Origin of the sequence: Sphingobacterium chungjuense (assembly GCF_011316935.1) — a bacterium.
Lineage (GTDB): Bacteria > Bacteroidota > Bacteroidia > Sphingobacteriales > Sphingobacteriaceae > Sphingobacterium > Sphingobacterium chungjuense.
The window spans coordinates 915,044-933,368 of the sequence record NZ_WLYS01000001.1; the positions used below are offsets into that span (position 1 = coordinate 915,044).

General features: G+C 42.7%; 20 protein-coding genes. 19 read left to right on the forward strand and 1 reads right to left on the reverse strand.

The window, feature by feature from the left end; genetic code table 11:
• Window positions 1-24 precede the first annotated feature (24 nt).
• On the forward strand, window positions 25-1,254 hold the full coding sequence (locus GKO22_RS04155) for a M16 family metallopeptidase (protein WP_166332804.1): 1,230 nt from the start codon (window positions 25-27) through the stop codon (window positions 1,252-1,254).
• A gap of 40 nt (window positions 1,255-1,294) precedes the next feature.
• Window positions 1,295-2,188 carry an ACP S-malonyltransferase gene (gene fabD, locus GKO22_RS04160; protein ID WP_166332805.1) on the forward strand — a complete coding sequence of 298 codons (894 nt, stop codon included), beginning with the start codon at window positions 1,295-1,297 and terminating at the stop codon, window positions 2,186-2,188.
• An 89-nt stretch (window positions 2,189-2,277) separates the two neighbouring features.
• On the opposite strand, the gene metK is transcribed toward fabD, so the two are convergent.
• On the reverse strand, window positions 2,278-3,534 hold the full coding sequence (gene metK / locus GKO22_RS04165; RefSeq protein ID WP_116775460.1) for a methionine adenosyltransferase: 1,257 nt from the start codon (window positions 3,532-3,534) through the stop codon (window positions 2,278-2,280).
• Between the two features lie 273 nt (window positions 3,535-3,807).
• Here metK and GKO22_RS04170 point away from each other — a divergent pair, with 273 nt between their 5' ends.
• The 17 genes from GKO22_RS04170 to nuoH all read left to right on the forward strand — a co-directional run bounded on the left by GKO22_RS04170 (window position 3,808) and on the right by nuoH (window position 18,318).
• Window positions 3,808-4,686, forward strand: a complete 879-nt coding sequence (locus GKO22_RS04170; protein ID WP_166332806.1) for a diacylglycerol/lipid kinase family protein — start codon at window positions 3,808-3,810, stop codon at window positions 4,684-4,686.
• 9 nt (window positions 4,687-4,695) lie between these two features.
• The gene (locus GKO22_RS04175) at window positions 4,696-5,046 is read left to right on the forward strand and encodes a translation initiation factor (protein ID WP_166332807.1); all 351 of its coding nucleotides are present in this window, start codon (window positions 4,696-4,698) and stop codon (window positions 5,044-5,046) included.
• 396 nt (window positions 5,047-5,442) lie between these two features.
• Window positions 5,443-6,273, forward strand: coding sequence for a MotA/TolQ/ExbB proton channel family protein (locus GKO22_RS04180; protein WP_116775462.1), 831 nt, complete (start codon window positions 5,443-5,445; stop codon window positions 6,271-6,273).
• Between the two features lie 101 nt (window positions 6,274-6,374).
• Window positions 6,375-7,028, forward strand: coding sequence for an ExbD/TolR family protein (locus GKO22_RS04185; RefSeq protein ID WP_166332808.1), 654 nt, complete (start codon window positions 6,375-6,377; stop codon window positions 7,026-7,028).
• 12 nt (window positions 7,029-7,040) lie between these two features.
• Window positions 7,041-7,598 carry an ExbD/TolR family protein gene (locus GKO22_RS04190; protein ID WP_166332809.1) on the forward strand — a complete coding sequence of 186 codons (558 nt, stop codon included), beginning with the start codon at window positions 7,041-7,043 and terminating at the stop codon, window positions 7,596-7,598.
• 20 nt (window positions 7,599-7,618) lie between these two features.
• Window positions 7,619-8,503 carry an energy transducer TonB gene (locus tag GKO22_RS04195; protein WP_166332810.1) on the forward strand — a complete coding sequence of 295 codons (885 nt, stop codon included), beginning with the start codon at window positions 7,619-7,621 and terminating at the stop codon, window positions 8,501-8,503.
• An 8-nt stretch (window positions 8,504-8,511) separates the two neighbouring features.
• On the forward strand, window positions 8,512-8,748 hold the full coding sequence (locus GKO22_RS04200; protein ID WP_082785015.1) for a hypothetical protein: 237 nt from the start codon (window positions 8,512-8,514) through the stop codon (window positions 8,746-8,748).
• A 39-nt stretch (window positions 8,749-8,787) separates the two neighbouring features.
• Window positions 8,788-9,726, forward strand: a complete 939-nt coding sequence (locus GKO22_RS04205) for a PstS family phosphate ABC transporter substrate-binding protein (protein WP_166332811.1) — start codon at window positions 8,788-8,790, stop codon at window positions 9,724-9,726.
• 31 nt (window positions 9,727-9,757) lie between these two features.
• The gene (locus tag GKO22_RS04210) at window positions 9,758-11,491 is read left to right on the forward strand and encodes a tetratricopeptide repeat protein (RefSeq protein ID WP_166332812.1); all 1,734 of its coding nucleotides are present in this window, start codon (window positions 9,758-9,760) and stop codon (window positions 11,489-11,491) included.
• A 130-nt stretch (window positions 11,492-11,621) separates the two neighbouring features.
• Window positions 11,622-11,987, forward strand: coding sequence for an NADH-quinone oxidoreductase subunit A (locus GKO22_RS04215; RefSeq protein WP_166332813.1), 366 nt, complete (start codon window positions 11,622-11,624; stop codon window positions 11,985-11,987).
• 59 nt (window positions 11,988-12,046) lie between these two features.
• Window positions 12,047-12,601, forward strand: coding sequence for an NADH-quinone oxidoreductase subunit B (locus GKO22_RS04220; protein WP_166332814.1), 555 nt, complete (start codon window positions 12,047-12,049; stop codon window positions 12,599-12,601).
• Window positions 12,594-13,091: an NADH-quinone oxidoreductase subunit C gene (locus tag GKO22_RS04225; RefSeq protein ID WP_166332815.1), complete on the forward strand. Its 498-nt coding sequence runs from the start codon at window positions 12,594-12,596 to the stop codon at window positions 13,089-13,091. Before GKO22_RS04220 ends, GKO22_RS04225 begins: the two co-directional genes overlap by 8 nt.
• 24 nt (window positions 13,092-13,115) lie before the next feature.
• The gene (locus tag GKO22_RS04230; RefSeq protein WP_206367797.1) at window positions 13,116-14,351 is read left to right on the forward strand and encodes an NADH-quinone oxidoreductase subunit D; all 1,236 of its coding nucleotides are present in this window, start codon (window positions 13,116-13,118) and stop codon (window positions 14,349-14,351) included.
• Window positions 14,344-14,871 carry an NADH-quinone oxidoreductase subunit NuoE family protein gene (locus tag GKO22_RS04235; RefSeq protein ID WP_166332816.1) on the forward strand — a complete coding sequence of 176 codons (528 nt, stop codon included), beginning with the start codon at window positions 14,344-14,346 and terminating at the stop codon, window positions 14,869-14,871. The genes GKO22_RS04230 and GKO22_RS04235 overlap by 8 nt, the downstream gene beginning before the upstream one ends.
• A gap of 4 nt (window positions 14,872-14,875) precedes the next feature.
• On the forward strand, window positions 14,876-16,234 hold the full coding sequence (nuoF, locus tag GKO22_RS04240) for an NADH-quinone oxidoreductase subunit NuoF (protein WP_166332817.1): 1,359 nt from the start codon (window positions 14,876-14,878) through the stop codon (window positions 16,232-16,234).
• 16 nt (window positions 16,235-16,250) lie between these two features.
• Entirely contained in the window at window positions 16,251-17,267 is a 1,017-nt protein-coding gene (locus GKO22_RS04245; RefSeq protein WP_166332818.1) for a 2Fe-2S iron-sulfur cluster-binding protein, read from the forward strand.
• Between the two features lie 13 nt (window positions 17,268-17,280).
• Window positions 17,281-18,318 (forward strand): NADH-quinone oxidoreductase subunit NuoH, encoded by a 1,038-nt coding sequence (nuoH, locus tag GKO22_RS04250; RefSeq protein WP_166332819.1) that lies wholly within the window; start codon window positions 17,281-17,283, stop codon window positions 18,316-18,318.
• Window positions 18,319-18,325 lie beyond the last annotated feature (7 nt).

Below are 18,325 nucleotides of genomic sequence, written 5' to 3' on the forward strand. Positions count from 1 at the left end.
GTGCACTTCTAAGTAAAGCAACGTATGGGGTATCACATAATACAATTAGACAATGGAATACGCGTGGTGTTAAACCAACAAGCGTCTAGCATCACGCATACTTGTTTGATTGTCAATGTAGGTTCGAGAGACGAAGAAGAAGGGAAGTTTGGTATGGCACACTTTATCGAGCATTTACTCTTTAAGCAAACCGCCAGACGAAATACCAACCAAATTCTCCACCGATTGGAATCTGTGGGTGGTGATCTCAATGCATATACCACCAAAGAATACACCTGTATCCACGCGTCTTTTTTACGCCCTTACTTAAGTCGTGCATTGGATCTTTTTGAAGATATTACTTTTCATTCTACCTTTCCAGAAGTAGAAATGGTGAAGGAAAAGGGTGTAATATTGGATGAAATGGCTTCTTATCTAGATAGTCCCGAAGAATCCATTATGGATGATTTTGACGATCTGCTCTTTGCAGGAACAGGCTTGGGACATAATATTCTGGGGCTGGAAAAAGATCTACAGTCCATTACTCAACAAGATGTAAAGGATTTTATCGCTAGTAATTATACCGCCGAAGACATCGCCATTGGCATCTCTGGCGACTATTCGCCCAAGGAGATCGAGCGGATGGTCAACAAGATCTTTACCTTTCCATTGCGTCCATCTCGTGACAAAGCGCCAGCACTGCCAGCGCTTCCAGCACCGAAACACGAAGTCGTCTATAAGCCGATCAACCAAGTGCATTATGCTTTGGGCGTACCAGCATATGGTATTCACGATGCTCGTAAAACCACGCTCATGCTGCTCAATAATATGCTTGGCGGCATTGGTATGAGCTCTATTCTAAACCTATCGGTACGAGAGAAATATGGTATCGCGTATACGATAGAATCTAGCTACGCCATGTATGGAGATACAGGGATATTTAGTATCTATCTCGGTACCGACGAAGAGAAAATAAAGCGGGCAACACGCCTTGTGCGTAAGGAGCTGGATAAACTGATCGTAAAACCGATCAGCGAAAGCACATTAAGCAAAGCAAAGCATAAATTTAAAGGGCAGATCGCGTTGGCCGAAGAAAACAGAATGAGCGTGATCATCGCCGAAACGAAAAACATGTTGGATTATAATAAGATTATCACCTTGGACGACGTTTTTCAAAAGCTCGATGCGGTTACGGCAACTAAAGTACACGAGGTAGCTACAGAACTGTTTGATGCCGATAGAATGTCGTCGTTATCTTTTGCGCCAGAAGATTAAATTTAGGTTGAACGAATTAATAAGAAACAATAACATAGATATGAAAACAGCGTATATTTTTCCGGGTCAGGGTGCCCAGTTTGTGGGAATGGGACAAGAGTTGTATCAACTAAATGATACTACCAAAGCTTTATTTGAGCAAGCGAACGATTTATTAGGCTTTCGGATTACGGATATAATGTTTTCGGGAACCGATGAAGATCTGAAACAAACCAAGGTTACCCAACCTGCCATCTTCTTGCATTCGGTGATCTTAGCTAAAGCGTTGGGCGACAAATTTCAACCAGCGATGGTGGCTGGACATTCCTTAGGTGAATTTTCTGCCTTGGTAGCAGCTGGCGCCTTGTCGTTTGAAGACGGTCTGCTGTTAGTTTCTAAGCGTGCTAATGCCATGCAGGCAGCTTGTGAGGCACAGCCTTCTACGATGGCAGCGATCTTGGGCTTGGAAGACGAAGTGGTAGAGCGTATCTGCGCCGAGATTGAAGATGTGGTTGTACCGGCAAACTACAATTGCCCAGGCCAATTAGTGATTTCTGGTTCTATCGAAGGTGTTGATAAAGCTTGTTTGTTACTAACCGAAGCTGGTGCCAAACGCGCATTGAAACTTAATGTTGGAGGAGCATTTCACTCTCCATTGATGGAGCCTGCTAAATTAGAATTGCAAAAAGCGATTGAAAGCACAAATATTCAAGCGCCAATCTGTCCAATATACCAGAATGTAGATGCCAAAGCCTATACAGATCCTGCGGAAATCAAAGCTAATCTAATCGCGCAATTAACAGGTGCTGTGCGTTGGACACAAACGGTGCAACACATGTTAAACGATGGTGCAGAAAACTTTGTAGAAGTTGGTCCAGGAAATGTATTACAGGGCTTAGTGAAGAAAGTAAACAGACAGGCGGCCACCTCATCTGCGAGCGTAGCCGCAGAATAATATAGATCAATCTATTTCACAAAATAGATTAAAGCAAGAGAGCCATACTGCTGTACGGCTCTCTTGTTATTTATAAAACAATTGAATTATTACAATCCGAAAGCTTCTTTCACTTTATCTACGTAATCGAGTTTTTCCCACGTAAAGAGATCCACTTCCACGGTTTTCGTTTCCCCAGTACTACTTTCAAATGTTTTAGAAACCGTTACTGGCGTACGCCCCATGTGTCCGTAAGCAGCTGTTTCCGAATAGATCGGGTTGCGTAGACCCAGGCGTGTTTCGATACCATACGGCGTCATGTCAAATAGTTGCCCAATCTTCTCGGCGATATCGCCATCGCTCAAGCCGACTTTGCTGGTGCCGTAGGTGTTTACATAAATGCCCATCGGATCTTTTACACCGATGGCATAAGAGATTTGTACCAAAATCTCGTCCGCCAAACCCGCGGCAACAAGATTCTTAGCGATATGACGTGTAGCATAAGCCGCAGAGCGGTCTACTTTTGAAGGATCTTTTCCAGAGAATGCGCCGCCGCCATGCGCTCCTTTTCCACCGTAGGTATCTACGATAATCTTACGACCAGTCAATCCGGTATCGCCGTGCGGTCCGCCGATTACAAATTTTCCGGTTGGATTAATGTGATATTTGATATGATCGGTGAATAAAGGCTGCAACTCTGCTTTCAACTGTGCTTGTACGCGAGGAATCAAGATGTCGATCAGATCTTGCTTAATCTTTTGCTGCATCGCCACCTCATCGCTATCGAAATCGTCATGCTGCGTCGAGATCACAATCGTATCAATGCGCAATGGCTTGTTGTTTTCGTCATATTCTAACGTTACCTGCGCCTTTGCATCTGGACGTAAGTAGGTGATTTGTGTATTCTCACGACGTAGTTCCGCCAATTCATATAACAAGCGGTGCGACAGATCCAATGCCAATGGCATGAAGTTTTCTGTCTCGTTGCTGGCGTATCCAAACATGATTCCTTGATCTCCAGCACCTTGATCTTGCTTAGTCTGGCGCTCTACACCTTGATTGATCTCATTAGATTGTTCGTGAATCGCCGACAGTATACCGCACGAATTCGCTTCGAACATATACTCCGACTTGGTGTACCCAATGCGCTGGATCACTTGGCGCGTGATTTTCTGCACATCAAGGTAGATGTTAGATTTAACTTCACCAGCTAAGATCACTTGTCCAGTTGTTACCAAAGTCTCGATAGCTACTTTAGAATCCTGATCCCAGGCAAGAAAATTATCGATTAAAGCATCTGAAATCTGATCGGCAATTTTATCGGGGTGACCTTCCGAAACAGATTCGGATGTAAAAAAATATCCCATAAGTCTTACTTAAACTTTAAATAATTAACGATTTGTAGAGAATGCGGGCAAGGTGTTAAAGCATTATTCGAATGGTTTTAGCACTTTTTTTCTGTGGTTGCAATCTCTTTGTCTATCTCGGACGAGATAAAAACGCAAATCAATCCACTTTTTTGTTGCTGCAAAACTACGACTCTAATTTGTATTTGTGAAATGCAATGTAGCATTCGTCCAAATAATAGATTATAATGACAATATTTTTAGCTTATCTTTATGATTCGTATAGGTAAATCGATGAATACAAAGAAGAAGATCCTGTTTGTGATCAATCCCATTTCGGGAGGTAAACGAAAGTCGGCATTTAAAAAGCAGATTCTCGACACACTGGACTTGAATAAGTTTGAGCCCACCTTTCAGCAGACCGATCACGCTGGGCACGCCCACGAATTAGCAAAACAGGCGATCGTCAATAAATACGACGTGGTAGTGGCTGTTGGTGGTGACGGCACGATCAATGAAATTGGATCTGCATTAGCTGGCACTGATACGCCTTTGGGCATCATACCCGAAGGTTCTGGAAATGGTTTGGCGCTCTATTTAGGGATACCATTGCATGAAGCAGGTGCAATTCGTCGCATCAATCGATTTGATATGATGACGGTAGATACCGGTCGTGTCAACGACCGCTTCTTTTTTAATGTTGCCGGAGTAGGTTTTGATGCTTCCGTGAGTGATAAGTTTGCGACAGATTCTACGCGCGGACCGATAGGGTATTTGCGCACGGTGATGAATTTGTTAGGATCGTATCGATCCAAAAGATATCAACTTACGATTGATGGGAAATCGTATGAACGTGAGGCGTTTATGATTAGTGTAGCCAATTCGCCACAATATGGAAATAATGCGTACATCGCACCTAATGCATCCGTGACCGATGGACAGATCGATGTGTGTATTGTGCACAAGTTTCCGTTGTATTTGTTGCCAATGATGGTATTTCATTTATTTAATAAGTCGGTCGATCAGTCTGAATATGTGGAAATCATTCCCGGGAGGAAAATAAGCATTGACTCGGAAGACATCGGCCCTGTACATGTCGATGGTGAACCGCTGGCGTTGGAAGCGCCACTAAAATTTACAGTACAAGAAAAATCCTTAAAGATCATTTGTTAGTATATAGATATGGCGAAACAGAAAAAACAACAATATGAGGGTGTCGTGTACTCTACGGCCGAAGATTTTAATTACAGTCCATTTGGTGAGTTGGCTACAGAGGATACGTTACCCAATCAACAACAGCAATTGCGCGTAGGGCTGGATCGAAAATCTCGCAAGGGGAAGGTTGTTACAATTGTCGAAGGTTTTAAAGGACAAGAAAGTGATTTGGAAGCACTTGCCAAACGTTTAAAGCAGAAATGTGGCGTGGGAGGCGGCGCTAAAGACGGTGTGATTTTGATTCAAGGAGACTTTAAACAGAAATTGATAGACTTGTTAAGCGCTGATAATTATAAAGTTAAGGGTTTTGGTGGATAAAATATTTGTTTAAACACAATACTACATAGGATACATCGTTTATAATAGCACGTGTAATCTATTATGAAAATCGATGAGTAAACACTTACTTAATTTTGACATTTAATAATTTGATAATTTGCATATGAGAAAAAAAATACCTTTCATTGCAAAACCAAAATCAAAAATGGTCTACTTTGGTTATTGAAATAGAATTGAAAAACGAAAGAGAACTGCTGGCTCTATTTCATTACAGGCATATTGACGTGATTTTATGGAATTGTGTGACGGGAATTTTATTTTTATCATAAAATAGTATATTTGTTTTTGAGGTACATCAGTAAACGAGGTATTTCTTAGAAAATTTTTGAATTAAACTATAATAATTAACAACAGTAAAATCTAAAAATCAGTAAAATGGCAAACGCACCAAAAACAACAAGTCCTGCTAAACAAGAGGGAGGAAATTCGGGTAATTTATTTGCAAGTTTAGCGATTATCATATGTTTGGTAATTGGTTATTTAGTTTATGAGTTCGTAATGGGTTCACCTAGCAACTTTATAGACGGAAATCGCGAGAACCAACCTTTGCCAGGAAACTACTATGGTATGGTTTATCACGCGGGAGTTATCGTACCAGTTCTTTTGGGATTATTCTTAATGGTATGGGTATTCTCTATTGAGCGCTTCATCGTAATTGGTAAAGCTTCAGGTACAGGTAACGTAGGTAACTTCGTACGCAAAGTACAAGGTTTATTGAGAGCACAAAACATTGATGCAGCTATCTCTGAGTGTGACAAACAAAAAGGTTCGGTTGCAAACGTAATCAAAGCAGGTTTGTTGAAATACAAAGATGTTCAAGCTAACCCAGGATTAGATGCAGAAAAATCTGTATTGGCAATCCAAAAAGAAATTGAAGAAGCGACTACATTAGAAATGCCAATGTTGGAGAAAAACTTAACCGTTATCGCAACATTAGTATCTATCGGTACACTATCTGGTCTATTAGGTACAGTAACTGGTATGATCAAGGCCTTCTCTGCATTAGCAACAGGTGGTACTCCAGATTCAGCTAAATTGGCGAATGGTATCTCTGAGGCCCTAATCAACACGGCTACAGGTATTGGTACTTCTACTATCGCAATTATCTTCTACAACATTTTGACTTCTAAAATCGATACATTGACTTACTCGATCGACGAGGCTGGTTTCTCTATCGTACAAACTTACGCGGCAAACCACAAGTAAGATATATGATGAAATTATTTTAGATTTCTTTATGGAATCTGAAATAATTAATCATCATAAAGATGTAGTGAGTTAAGTAAGTAATTTAAAAGGAGACAGAAATGGCAAAAGCAAAAGTAAAAAGAGCAAGTACCGTCATCGATATGACGGCCATGTGTGACGTCGCTTTCCTACTTCTTACCTTCTTCGTATTGACGGCTACAGCACGTCAGCCAGAAACTTTGGAAGTGGATACCCCAGCTTCTACTGTAAAAGAAAAACTAGTTGGTGACAACATCGGTATGATTACAGTAGGTAATGAGGGCAAGATTTTCTTCGGATTGAAAGATCCAGCGATTCGTCGTGAGACGTTGAAGAACATCAGCGCTAAGTACAAAGTCAATTTTTCTGAAGAAGAATATGAGCAGTTTGCAGCGTCCGAAGATTTCGGTGTGCCTATCCGCACATTGAGACAACTGCTTTCGTTGCCGAAAGACCAACGCAAAGTGGAAGTTCAGCCCGGTATTCCGGTAGATTCTACAGAGAATGAATCAAATGAACTTTATCATTGGGTACAGCAGGCAAGGTTAGCGACGGTGAAGATAAACCGTGATCGCGAAAACGAACAACGTGATTTCGTGAATCCAGGTCCGATGCAGGTCGCTATCAAAGCAGATGCGGAAGAAAAGTACGCAGTAATGAATTTGATCATTGAGACGCTTAGAAACCAGAAACAAAACAAATTTAGTTTTATCACTGGTCTAAGAGCGGAATAAGAAAATAGGAAAATGGCAGAATTAAATCAAGATTCCGGAGGCGGCAAAAAAGGCGGCAAGGTAAGATCAAAGAAAAACGGTGGGCGGGTCGATTTGACCGCCATGGTGGATCTAGCGTTCTTATTGATTACGTTCTTCATGTTGACGACATCCTTAAACACGCCTCAGGCGATGGATGTAGCGATGCCGGATAAGAACAAAGATCTCAACGAGCAACAACCAGATATTGATATCGCGGACAACCGTTCCATAACATTATTATTAGGTTCTGATAATAAGTTAGTTTGGTACTATGGCCAGTTAGCAAAGCCGATCACGGCACCTACAGTTACCGATTACAGTGCTGAAGGTCTTCGTAAATTGTTGATCGAGAAAAAAGCACAAGTGCCTAAGGTAGCAGGCGGTAAAGATCTAATCGTGGTTATTCGTCCGAGCGATCGATCTGTTCAACGGAATCTCGTCGATGTTTTAGATGAAATGAAAATCGTGGATGTAAAACGTTTTACAATTTCGAAGATCAAAGCAGAAGAAATAGCTGTTTTGGAGTCTAACGGAGTTTACAACAATTAATCCCGTATAAATAGAAAGATATGTTTGGATCGAAACTAGATTTGTTCAAGAAGGAGTGGCTAGAGGTCGTCTTCGAGGACAGGAACAAAGAATACGGAGCATATGAATTGCGTAAGAATGCCTATAAAGCGACCAACATTGGTTTGCTAGCGGTAGTCGTCATCGTAACCATCATTAGCTTACCTAAAGTATTCGGATTTAGCTACTTCCCTGCGGGAGAACCCAAAGAAGAAGTAGAATATACAGAGGTAACACTGGAAGATTTGGATATACCAGAACCAGAGGAAGAGGAGGAAGAGGAACCGATTGAGATCGAAGAAACTCCACCTCAACGTATCGCCGAAGAACCACCAGCGCAAGACCTTATCCGTTTCCCTGACGTAAATGTGGCAGATGCCAAAGACGTGAAGGAAGAGATCGTTTCTCAGGAAGAGATTAAGGAAAAGAATGCTACGCCGGCACGTTTAACCTTGAAAGGAACGCCAGGAGCTACTGGTGTACCGACAGGTGAATTCGGTCCGAAAAAAGTAGAAGGTGCTATTACTGGTAGTACAAAAGGTGATCCTGATGGCGACGCAGATCCAAATAAGATCTTTACGTCAGTAGCAGTAGAGCCAGAGTATCCAGGAGGTATGGCAGCATTCCGTAAGTATGTGGAAACCAGTTTCCAATATCCTTCAGGTGCGATTGATGCCGGTGTTAAAGGAGCTGTTGAATTGACATTCGTTGTTGAGAAAGACGGATCATTAACAGACATCAAAGTCTTGAAAGATTTGGGTTACGGAACAGGTCAAGCAGGTGTGAACTTGTTGAAACGTTCTAAAAAATGGAAACCAGGTATTCAGAATGGTCGTCCAGTGCGTGTTCAATATAGATTACCAATCTCATTGAACTTACAAAACTAATAACACAGATGTCGGAAAATCGACGTATATCAAATTACAGACGGAAATCGCCCACACAGCGATTTCTGTCTATTTTAGGGCTGGCGATGTTCTTATTTTACTTCGTCTTGGGTCTGGTTGTGATCTTCTGGGAAGAGCTTCCAATCCAAATTGACCCCACCTATCGCAAGCTTTTTGGTGGTCTGCTGATCGTATACTCTTTTTTACGATTTGCTAGACTTTGGCAGAATAATTTTAGAGATTAGTATTAATCCTTTTCTTATTTTTCTAATCTTATATTACAAATGGCAAATTATTTGAACATATCATTATTTTGCGTAGCACTCTTGGGGTTAGCTGCATGCACTAATAATTCTGGTGATGGAAGTCAGCAACGTACCGAGACTCCGTTAGCAGATGATAGGAATGATATTTTGACCGGCAGTATGACTGTCATTGTCGACGAATCCGTAGCAGAAATCATGAAAGACCAATTGGATGTTTTTCGTTCATCCTACGTTAATACGGAGGTAAAGTTGGTTGCCGATGCAGAGCGTCCTGCCATCAATCGTTTGTTGAATGGCGAAGGAAGCATTGCCATCTTGAAAAGAAAGCTAACAGATGCCGAAGCTAAAGGATTTACGCAGCGATCGATTAAGCCTCGCATCTTTGGCGTTGGGTATGATGCAGTGGTATTTGTCGCTAGCAAAACATCATCAGATTCTACGATCAATTATAAACAGATAGGCGATCTATTAGCAGGGAATGCAGCAGGCAAAAATAGCTTGGTATTCGATAACATAAACTCTAGTTCGTTACGTTTATTAAAGGAAGTAACAAATGTGGAGAAGGTAAGTGCCGCACAGGTGTCTGCCGCGGGGTCAGCCGCAGATGTTTTGAGTACGGTGCAAAACAAGTCGAATACAATTGGTGTTTTAACGTTGAATCAGTATTTGGCACTACGAGATTCATTAGGCAGTCGGGATAAAATTCGTATATTGAGCGTAAGTAAAGAGGTCAATGGATCCGCTTATCGTCCTTCGCAAAGTACACTAGGCGACGATACCTATCCTCTGAAGCATGAGTTCTTTGTGTTGAATTATCAGCCGAATATGGGTTTAGGAATTGGTTTTTCGGCTTTCCTAACGGGTGATCGTGGCCAGCGTGTGGTGTTGAAATATGGACTGTTGCCATTTACAATGCCAGGCAGACAATTAATTATTCGAGACGAAGCAAATTTTTAATAGAGTAAACAACAAGAATTAGAAATAGATTATGACAAAAAGAGAATTATTTTTAGGACTATTAATGGCTAGTGTAGCGGGCGGTGCCAGCGCACAGAAGTTGAAAGACGCGCAAGAAGCTATGCAAGTCGAGCAATATGACAAAGCAAAGGGCATATTGCAAGAGTTGATTCAAAAGAAGCCTAAAGATGCAGAAAACTACTTTTATCTAGGTCAAATTCATTTGGTGAATGATAAGGTAGACTCTGCTCAGATTGTGTTCCAGCAAGGAGCTGCGAGCAATGCAAAAGATGTGTTGAATACAGTAGGATTGGGTGCGGTTGATTTACAGAAAGGTGATGCATCTGCTGCAGAAAGTAAATTTACTCAAGCTACTTCTAATTTAGGTAAGAAAGATTACTTGCCGTTGTATTTCACAGGTCGTGCATATATCGCTGCACCTAAGCCAGATTACACAAAGGCTATTGAGTACTTAACTCAAGCAAAAGAGAAAAATGCGAAGGATCCAATGATCCCTACTGCATTAGGTGATGCCTATGCTGGATTGCGTGAAAGTAACCAAGCATACATCAGCTACCGTGATGCCTTAAGTTTGGATGAAAGCTTAATCGCTCCAAAAATCGGACAAGCGGTCATCTCTCGTTGGGCGCAAGCGTATGACGTGGTTATCGAAGATTTGAATAACTTAATCACAGAAAACCCAACTTACGCACCTTTGTACCGTGAGCTTGCTGAGACGTATTACTACTCTTCGCTAAAAGCAGCGGAAGAAGATTACCGTGAAATCAACCAAAAAGGTTTAGATGCTTACAAAAAGTACTTAGAGGTTTCTGGTGATCAATCAATCGATGCGCAAGTTCGTTATGCTGACTTCTTGGTATACACCGGTAACTACGAAGAGTTGAAAACAGTAGCTCAACGCCTAAGTAGCATCCCGGGAGTAGATGCAAAAGTATACCGTTATTTAGGATACATTACTTTCTTGCAGGAGAAAGATTATGCGAAAGCAAGCGAGTATATGGACAAATTGTTCCAAGAAGTTGAAGAAACTAGATTAATTGGTCGTGATTACTTGATCGCTGGTCTTGCTGCAGTATCTGCCGGAGATGAAGCTAAAGGTACTGAGTTGCTTAAAAAAGCGGTAGAGAAACAAGGTGAAGACGAAGATTTGGATTCGGAAATTGCAGAAACAGCATTCGCGAAATACCAAGATGGCGAGCAAGATATCGCGATGAAAATCTTTGCTATTCCTGCTGCTAACCCAGAGTCTGATTACTACTATGATTCTAACTACTACTTGGGTACTACAGCCTACACGGAAGGATCTAAGTTGTATATTGGTCAAGGTGGTGAGCCAGAAGATAAAGGCGCAGCTAACCTAGAGGCAGCTAGACCATATTTGGAGAAAGCAATCAAAGCCTTCGATGTAGTTTTGGGCGCAAAGAAACCAGAAACTATCGAAAAATATTTAGTGAATGCGATGTATTTCAAAGGTCTTTCTGAGCTAGCATTGGATAACTTGCAGTTTGACCCTGAGGCACACCAAGGTTTATTCGTTCCTACATTCGAGCAATTAGCAGCTCTATTATCAGAAAAAGCAGAATTGCCTGATGCGCAGCGCGGATACTTAGTAGATGCTTACAACTACTTAGGATACCACACTTATTTCAAAGGTGACATGGCAAAAGCTAAATCATATTTTGAAAAATCTTTAGCGATTGATCCAGAAAATGAAACAGCAAATGCATTCGTAAGTCAAATGTAATTGACCACGTTTAGATACATTCTAAAAGGGCTGATATTTATATCAGCCCTTTTTTTTTACCCTTTAATTTTATATATTTGATAGAGAGAAGGTAAGAGAATTCTAACACGATTATAATACAACATTGCCAATGGAAAATACGCCATTTGACTATGTGCCTATATTGATTCAGCTTGCTGTAGCTGCTGGCTTCGGCATCACCACAATTATTGGTACACACTTGCTGGGGCCTAAAGTGCGCAACGCAAATAAGCTAACTGCTTTCGAATCTGGAGTAGAGGTAATCGGCAACGCAAGGCAACCATTTTCCATTAAATATTTTTTAGTAGCCATACTCTTCGTCATTTTCGATATAGAAGTGATCTTCATGTATCCTTGGGCGGTAAACTTTCGAGAGTTTGGATGGGAAGGATTAGTACAAATGTTTGTTTTTATGGGATTGTTGCTGCTGGGCTTCATATATATCCTAAAGAAAAAAGCATTGGATTGGGAGTAAGAATTATTTTCTGATAGTACCTTAGGTGTTATTCAGCGTAGAGAAAGGAACTTGAACAAATGAGTCAAATAACATTAGCCGATCGTCCACCAGGAGTAGAAGGATCCGGTTTTTTTGCAACGACATTAGATAAAGCAGTCGGGTTGGCTCGTGCCAATTCGTTGTGGCCGCTTCCTTTCGCGACATCCTGTTGTGGAATTGAGTTTATGGCTACGATGGGATCTACCTACGATTTGGCACGTTTTGGAGCCGAACGTCCTAGCTTTTCGCCACGACAGGCAGATATGTTGTTGGTGATGGGGACGATTGCCAAGAAAATGGCGCCCGTGCTCAAACAAGTATATATTCAAATGGCAGAGCCTAGATGGGTAATTGCGGTTGGTGCTTGTGCGTCAAGCGGTGGCATATTTGATACCTATTCGGTATTGCAAGGGATAGATGAAATCATTCCAGTAGATGTATATGTACCGGGTTGTCCACCGCGACCAGAAGCGATCTTAGATGGTGTGATGCGATTACAGGATATTGTAAAAAACGAATCTCTGAACCGCAGAAATACACCAGAGTATAAAGCATTATTAGAGAAGTACGGTATACCCACAGATAATGGATAAATTAACTAATCAGCAACTGCTGCAACAGCTAACGGATCGCTTTGGCGCAGATATTACGCGTCATGAAGAGCCATATGGCTTATTGACAGTGCATGCTAACAAAGAGCGAATTATAGAATTACTCCGCTTTCTGAAAGAATCTGTTGGTTTCATTTATTTAACTGATATCACTGCAGTGCATTATCCTGACGGGCAAAATACCTTTGCAATCGTATATCATGTTCACAATTTGGTGGCAAATGTTCGGGTAAGGATCAAAGTCACAATTCCAGTTGATGATCCTAAAATACCTTCTGCTACAGCAGTCTGGGCAGGAGCCAATTGGATGGAACGTGAGACATATGATTTTTTTGGAGTTGACTTTGAAGGGCATCCCGATCTACGTCGAATCTTGAATATGGATGACATGGAAGTGTTTCCGATGCGTCGGGAATATCCGCTAGAAGATCCAAACCGAGTAGATAAAAGAGATTTTTATTTCGGACGTTAGTCCATATTATAAAGCGCGATACGCATGAGCAAGCCGATCACTGAATTGACATCTAACAGACCTGTATTCGAGGAGCATGATCCGGAAGAAGAGTTAACCACGCTCAATCTGGGGCCTACGCATCCTGCGACGCATGGTGTATTTCAAAATGTGCTGCAAATTGATGGTGAGCGTATAATTAGTGGCGTCTCTACTATTGGCTACATTCATCGCGCGTTTGAAAAAATCGCCGAGCACAGGCCATTTTATCAAATTACACCGCTAACCGATCGATTGAACTATTGCTCCGCTCCAATCAACAATATGGGCTGGCATATGACCGTCGAAAAGTTGCTGGAGATTGAAATCCCAAAACGCGTACAATACATGCGCGTGATCGTGATGGAGCTGGCGCGAATAGCGGATCACATCATTTGCAACGGAATCTTAGGGGTAGATACTGGGGCTTTTTCCGGCTTCTTATATCTCATGCAAGAACGAGAATTCATTTACGAAGTCTTCGAAGAAATCTGTGGAGCGCGCTTGACAACTAACATTGGACGTATTGGAGGATTCGAGCGTGATTTTAATGAGGTTGCTTTCACGAAGATCGACGAATTTGTGAAGCGTTTCCCAGCGGTATTAGCCGAATTTCAGGAGTTATTTACACGGAATCGCATATTTATAGAGAGAACTTCCAATGTCGCGGCCGTAACGCCGGAGAAGGCGTTGGATTATAGTTGGAGTGGTCCAATTTTGCGCGCTACTGGCGTGGATTACGATGTGCGTGTCATGTCGCCATACTGTTCGTATGAAGAATTTGAATTTGACGTGCCCGTGGGTACTAATGGAGATGTATACGATCGTTTTATGGTGCGAAACGAGGAGATGACACAATCCATTCGGATCATTGAGCAAGCGCTGAAGAAAATAGAAGGCGAACCAAAAGGTGTATTTCACGCGGATGTACCTGAGTTTTATTTGCCTCCTAAGGAGCAAGTATATACCAATATGGAAGCACTTATTTACCATTTCAAAATTGTGATGGGTGAATGGGAAACGCCTAAATCAGAAGTGTACCATGCAGTAGAAGGAGCGAATGGTGAATTAGGTTTTTACCTTATACATGATGGCGGTCGCACGCCCTATCGCTTGCATTTCCGTCGACCTTCTTTTATCAATTATCAAATGTTTGCGCCGATGAGCAGCGGAATGTTGCTTTCGGATGCCATTATTAATATGAGTAGTTTAAACGTAATTGCGGGAGAGTTAGATGCTTAGTCTCAAAGAAAATCTAGTGGTCGACTTCTCTCCTAGCTTACTAGAGAAGTTTGGTGAGATCGTTGCTCGCTATCCGGAAGGTCGTCAAAAATCGGCCTTACTACCGATATTGCACGAAGTGCAAGCGGTTTATGGTTGGCTGAGTGTGGATATGATGGATAAAGTGGCTTCTTATCTTTCGATTAAACCCATCGAAGTGTACGAAGTCGCTACATTTTACAGCATGTACTTCTTACAGCCACAAGGTAAATATACGTTGGAGGTGTGCCGCACTGGCCCTTGCTGTTTGGTAGGCGCAGAGAAGATCATGGATCATCTAGAAGATAAGCTGGGCATCAAAGAAGGCGAAATATCGGCAGATGGATTATTCTCGTGGCGCGGCGTTGAGTGTTTGGCTGCGTGTGGATTTGGTCCTGTATTGCAAATCGGTCCAGAATATACATTTTATGAAAATCTCACGCCAGACAGTGTGGATGCGTTAATCGCAAATTTGAGAACCGAAGCACAAGCTAAAGATTAGTACCATGGGGCGAAAGTTATTACTCACACATATAGACGTACCCGGCATACAAAGTTATTCCGTGTACAAGGCGCAAGGCGGCTATCGATCGGTCGATAAAGTCCTGAAATCTATGAGTCCGGACGACGTGGTCGAAGAGGTAAAGAAATCTGGACTACGCGGACGTGGTGGAGCGGGGTTCCCGACTGGAATGAAATGGAGTTTTCTGGCGAAGCCAGAAGGTGTGCCACGCTATTTGGTGTGCAATGCCGATGAATCAGAACCGGGAACATTCAAGGACCGGTATCTCATGACACATATTCCGCACGCATTAATTGAAGGAATGATTGTATCCAGTTATGCATTGGGCGCACACACTTCTTTCATCTATGTGCGTGGTGAGATGATGCCACAAATTCGAATCCTCGAAAAAGCGATTGCGGAAGCAAAAGCAGCAGGGTATTTAGGCAAAAATATATTAGGATCGGGCTACGATCTTGAATTGTATGTACAACCTGGTGGCGGTGCATACATCTGTGGTGAAGAAACGGCTTTGCTGGAATCTTTGGAAGGAAAGCGTGGAAATCCACGTATCAAACCGCCTTTTCCGGCTATTGCAGGACTTTACGGCTGTCCGACGGTAGTCAATAATGTCGAATCCATCGCAGCGACCGTGCCCATCATCAATGATGGTGGTGAAGAGTACGCGAAGATCGGCATCGAGCGCAGCACAGGCACGAAACTGATCTCTGCAGGCGGAAACTTGGCAAAACCCGGTGTGTATGAAATAGAACTCGGGTTGCCCGTAGAAGAGTTTATTTACTCCGATGAGTATTGTGGCGGTATTGCCAATGGCAAAAAACTGAAGGCTGTCGTAGCTGGAGGATCTTCTGTACCCATCTTACCAGCTAATCTTATTACGAAAACAATCAAAGGCGACGCACGGCTGATGACCTACGAATCCTTGGCCGATGGCGGTTTTCAATCGGGTACGATGATGGGATCGGGCGGATTCATCGCCTTTGATGAAGATCAATGCATCGTGCGAAATACCTGGAATTTTACCCGTTTTTACCGGCACGAGAGCTGCGGACAATGTTCGCCTTGCCGAGAAGGTACCGGTTGGATGGAGAAAGTGCTCTACAATATTGAGCATGGCCAAGGTACCATGAATGATATCGATCTCCTATGGGATATTCAGCGAAAAATAGAAGGTAATACCATTTGCCCATTGGGTGATGCAGCGGCATGGCCTGTTGCGGCAGCGATAAGACATTTCAGAGATGAGTTTGAATGGCATATCAACCATGGGCAGGAAGCACAGAGTAGAAATTATGGATTGGCACATTACGCGGATCCTTTGGAAGTCGTAACGGAATCATAGAGCTAAGAAAACGGTGATGGCGGAAGAAATACAAAAATTTCAAGTAAGTATAGATGGTATCTCGGTCGAAGTAGATGCCGGCACAACCATATTGAATGCGGCTCGTCAGATCGGTGGAGATATTGTGCCGCCAGCGATGTGTTATTATTCGAAGTTGGAAGGTAGCGGTGGTAAATGCCGCACGTGCCTCGTTAAGGTTACCAAAGGATCTGAGAAAGATCCTCGTCCGATGCCAAAACTGGTTGCTTCGTGCCGCACCACAGTGATGGATGGCATGGAAGTGCAAAATATCACTTCTCCTGATGTGGTGGATGCGCGCAAGAGCGTCGTGGAAATGCTTTTGATAAACCATCCATTAGATTGTCCGGTTTGTGATCAGGCGGGAGAATGTAAACTGCAAGATCTGGGCTACGAGCATGGATCAGAGAATACGCGCTATGATTTTCCTCGTCGTACGTTTGAACGTATCGATATCGGCGACAAAATCCAGTTGCATATGAATCGTTGTATTCTATGCTATCGCTGCGTGTATGTGGCTAATCAATTGACGGATACCCGAGAACACGGTATTTTATATCGCGGCGATCATGCTGAAATATCCACCTATATTGAGAATGCCTTAGACAACGATTATATCGGGAATGTGATAGATGTGTGTCCGGTAGGCGCATTAACCGACAAAACATTTCGCTTTAAAAATAGAGTTTGGTTCACGAAGCCGGTCAATGCGCATCGCGATTGCCCGTCTTGCTCGGGTAAAGTGACCTTATGGTACAAAGGAGCAGATGTATTGCGTGTCACGGCACGCAAGGATGAATACGATGAGGTGGAGGAATTTATCTGTAACACCTGTCGGTTCGACAAGAAGGAAACGTCCGATTGGACTTTGGAGGATCCGACTAAAATAAGCCAAGAGTCGGTGATCGCATCCAACCATTATACGCAATTCCAACCACCAGCGGTGATTGCAGAAAATACTCCATTGAAAGAAGCCAATTGGGAACAGTTGGCAAGAACAGAAAAATTGAAATAAACCACTAGAAGCTATGGAAACGGCATTTCTACTCGAAAAATTGATATTAGTGGTCGTCGTATTCACGATCACTTTAGTGATCGCGATGTATTCTACGTTGGCGGAGCGCAAGATTGCGGGTTTTATGCAAGACAGACACGGGCCAGATCGTGCGGGTGCTTTTGGTATATTGCAACCGCTGTGCGATGGTAGTAAGTTTTTTTTCAAAGAAGAAATCATACCGGCTGGCGCACACAAGGGCCTGTTTATTATGGGGCCAGTCATTGCTATTATCACGGCGTGTATTAGCTCAGCTGTGATCCCTTGGGGACAAACTTTGACCTTTGGCGATACGACGATCAGCTTACAAGTTGCGGAAGTGAATATCGGCGTATTGTACATTTTTGGCGTCATTGCGTTAGGTGTGTATGGCATTATGCTCGGTGGCTGGGCATCTAACAATAAATTTTCGTTGATGGGTGCCATTCGCGCAGCGTCACAAAGTATTAGCTACGAAATTGGTTTAGGCTTGTCGCTGATCGCTTTGCTCATGGTAACAGGCACGCTTTCGATCGGCGAGATCGTAGCGCAACAATCGGGATTTGTCAATTGGAATATCTGGTCGCAACCGCTCGGTTTTATCATCTTTGTCACCTGCGCCTTTGCAGAATGTAACCGAGTGCCTTTCGATTTACCCGAGTGTGAAACCGAGTTAGTCGGTGGTTATCATACGGAATATTCTTCCATGAAACTGGGCTTGTACATGTTTTCGGAATACATCAATATGTTTGTGTCGTCGGCATTGATGGCAGCCTTATATTTTGGTGGGTACAACTTCCCTTTTATGCACGATTTGGGTCTATCGGCCAATTGGATTACGATCATCGGTGTATTGGTGTTTTTCGCCAAAATATTTGCCTTTATCTTCTTCTTCATGTGGATCAGATGGACGTTGCCACGTTTTCGGTACGATCAGCTTATGCGCCTAGGATGGAAGAAGTTGATACCATTGGCTATCGCCAATATCGTATTGACAGGTGTGATCATATTGATCAAGGATACATTTTTTTAGAGAGATT